Consider the following 3,502-nt stretch of genomic DNA (forward strand, 5'->3'; position numbering starts at 1 on the left):
GAATTTTAAATTTTATCCACAACTAATAATAGAAAAACCCTCTGTTTTTAAACAGGGGGTTTTTCAACAAACTGAATTTAGCAAAGTAAAAAGGAGCAACTAATGTTGCTCCTTTTCACTTTGCTAAATGTTTTATATTATTAATTTTGGATTTTACTAATTCATTGCTTTTTCTTTTTTAATTGATATTGCTAAAGTAGTTATTAGGCCACCCCATAAAACTACTGCACCAATTGCAAAATAACTTAATGCTGTTGCTGTCATATTAAACTACCTCCTCTTCAATTTCATCTTTAAAATTTTCTATTTCTTTATTTTTCCATGGTTTTCTTGAGAATAATAGTGCTCCTATTATTCCTAAACCAATAACAGACCATCCATATGCAAATAATTCTGGTAAGTTATACCCAGCATAAGGAGTTTTAATTTCTGTTACAAAATTACTAATTAACATTATTGCTAACATTGCTGGTGTTATAAACTTAACAGTAAAATCCCACCACTTTCCTATTTTGAAATATGAAGTTTTATTTGTATGCTCTCTAATTGTTGCCGGCTTAATTATCCATCCTATAACAATGGCTTCTAGTAATCCTACAACTACAATTCCATAACAATTAATGAAATTATCCATTATATCTAATATATATAATCCTGCTCCTGATGCAAATGTTCCACTTATGATAACACCAATTAAAGCAATACCAGAAACAACTTTTTTACGTTCCCAACCTGTCTTATCAATTATAGCTGATGATACAGCTTCAACTAAAGATACACAAGAAGTTAACCCTGCAAATACTAAACAAGCAAAGAATAAACATCCAAGTATAGTTCCCCATACACCCATAACAGAGAATACCTTAGGGAAAACTATAAACGCTAGTCCAATACCACTTGAAACAACTTCTTCGATTCCAACACCTTGACTTGTTGCCATAAATCCTAAAATTGCAAATACTCCAATTGCACATAAAAACTCAAATCCACAGTTTGCAAATCCAGTCATAAATGCACTATTATTTATATCAGTCTTTTTAGGTAAATAACTTGAATAAGTCATCATTATTCCCATAGCTAAGCTTAGAGAATAGAATACTTGTCCATATGCAGCAATCCAAACCTTTGGCTCCATTACCTTACTCCAATCTGGAGTAAATAATTTATTCAATCCTAAAGTAGCACCTTCTAAAGTAACACCTCTTATAACGATTATTACCATAATACCAACTAATGTTGGTAGTAAAACTTTATTTAATTTTTCTATACCGCCTTTTACACCCTTATAACATATAAACCAACTAATTACCCAAACTAAAACTATTCCAATTAATACTGGCCAAATAATACTTCCAAATTGAAATGGTGATTCTGTAAGTTTTAAAAAGTCATTATAAAAATATGCATTTGGATCACTTCCCCAACCTTTTGAAAAACTTAATGTAAAATATTTCATAGCCCAACTTAAAATCATTGAGTAGTAACCTAATATAAAGAATGCAGTAATGCTTGGCCACCATCCAAGCCACTCCCACTTTTTATTTCCTCTTGCCATAGCTAATGGAGTAGACCCTTTAAATTTATGACCCATTCCATACTCTAAAATTAGTAGTGGTATACCTGCAGTAAATATAGCAAAGAAATATGGAACTAAAAATGCTCCTCCTCCATTTTCATACACTAAATAAGGAAATCTCCATATATTTCCTAAACCTACTGCCGATCCAACAGCTGCTAATATAAAACCAAGCTTTGTCCCCCACTGGTCTCTTTTATTATCCATTGTTATTCCCCCTTTTATAATTTTATCTTTCTATGTATTTCCACTTAACTCTTGATATTATAATATATTATATTAATATTTTTTTCAAGAATTTTATTAAAATCTATCAATTATATATAAGATTTACTTATTAATTTGTTAATAATATTATATTTATTTTTATATTTATATTATTTATTCACATAAAACTATTGATTTATCTCACTTTAATGTTATTCACAGTTTATTAATTAAATAGGTAAAATCTTCATATTTAAATTTTATAAACGTTTTCATTCATTCTTTTTAATTATCTTTTGAAAGTTTTTTATAAAATAATAAATAAAACAGAAAGTATTTTATTATTTTATCAATAATATTACACTTTCTGTTTCAATTTATCATTTACTTTTTAAATCTATTTTCTAAAAATTCAGCTACTCCATCTTCTTCACAACTACCTATAACTTCTTTTGCCATTTTCTTTATTGCTTCTGCCGCATTTGAAGTTGCGTAGGCTTCATCTGCTAATTCAAACATAGGTATATCATTTAAGTTATCACCAAAACAAATAACTTTACTATAATTTATATATTTTGATAAATACTTTATACCATTAGCTTTAGATGCTTCACTGCTATATGCTTCTAAGAAATAGCAATCTTCATATACATCTTGATAATAATTTACAGTTATTCCTTCTATACATTCAATCTCTTCAGCAATTGTTTTTATTTTTTCATAATTATCAAAGGCCACAAAATTGATTATATTAGAATTTAATATTGATTCATTATAATCCTCAACCTTAACAAAGGTTTTTAGCTTTTTATCAGCTCTTTCTTTATAAAAGTTATATTCATATACATTTTCAAATTCTTTATGATATACCCATAAATGATTTTCTTTAACTCCATATACTAATGGATTTTTATTATGTGAATTAAAAATATCTAATACTTTATTGGCTGCACTTTTTTCTATTCCTTTAATATCTATATATTTTAATTCTTTAGTATCATATATTAATACCCCATTCATTAAAGCAACTGGTAATTTTAAATTCAAATTCTGTAATATTTCAACTGCTGTTGCTGGAGTTCTAGCTGTAGCTACTGTAAAGTTAACTCCTTCTTCAATTAATTTATTTAAAATTTCTAAAGATTTTTGAGGAACCTCTCTCTTACTATTAATTAATGTTCCATCTAAATCAGTTACAAACAGTTCCATATTTTCACTCTCCTCTTTTGTATCTTACTTATGTAGGGTTATTTAGTTTACCACATAAACTCAATTTATGCTACATAAAAATTAAAAGAGTTATGTTAATCTGATTTTTATGTATATATTTATTATATCCATAAATCAAATTAACATAACTTATTATCTTCTATCAAATATCAATGTTTAAATTAAACTATATTGAAATCTACATATTCATTTAATATATATCCTGTATTATTTTTATATTGTATTTTACTCCATTCACCCATATCTTCTAATACTGAAACTTTTTCTCCCATAGTAATTGATCCAATTACATTTGAGTCATAATTTGATTCATCTCTAACTTTTAATGATAAAGTAACTGCAGTTCCTTCTCTTAACACTGTATCTTCAGCTATACTTCTTGTATTTAATACAACATAATCCTTAGATATATATCCATATCCACTTCCGTATTTTATCTTATACCAAGTTCCACTTGTTTCTACTATTTCTACTTTTGCTCCGTTGCTT

General features: G+C 27.2%; 4 protein-coding genes. All 4 read right to left on the minus strand.

All coding sequences use genetic code 11. From position 1 onward, the window contains the following. Nucleotides 1-156: 156 nt before the first annotated feature. Nucleotides 157-264, minus strand: a complete 108-nt coding sequence (locus tag HCG76_RS17095; RefSeq protein ID WP_221701468.1) for a MetS family NSS transporter small subunit — start codon at nucleotides 262-264, stop codon at nucleotides 157-159. 1 nt (nucleotide 265) lies between these two features. Next, a complete protein-coding gene (locus HCG76_RS17100; protein WP_221701469.1) occupies nucleotides 266-1,783 on the minus strand; it encodes a sodium-dependent transporter in 1,518 nt (505 codons plus the stop codon). A gap of 384 nt (nucleotides 1,784-2,167) precedes the next feature. Continuing rightward, the gene (locus HCG76_RS17105; RefSeq protein ID WP_221701470.1) at nucleotides 2,168-2,992 is read right to left on the minus strand and encodes an HAD family hydrolase; all 825 of its coding nucleotides are present in this window, start codon (nucleotides 2,990-2,992) and stop codon (nucleotides 2,168-2,170) included. 182 nt (nucleotides 2,993-3,174) lie between these two features. Next, nucleotides 3,175-3,502 (minus strand): SH3 domain-containing protein (locus HCG76_RS17110; RefSeq protein ID WP_221719013.1); only part of this gene is annotated, 328 nt, incomplete at its 5' end.

The organism is Clostridium sp. K13, assembly GCF_019734195.1.
Lineage (GTDB): Bacteria > Bacillota > Clostridia > Clostridiales > Clostridiaceae > Clostridium.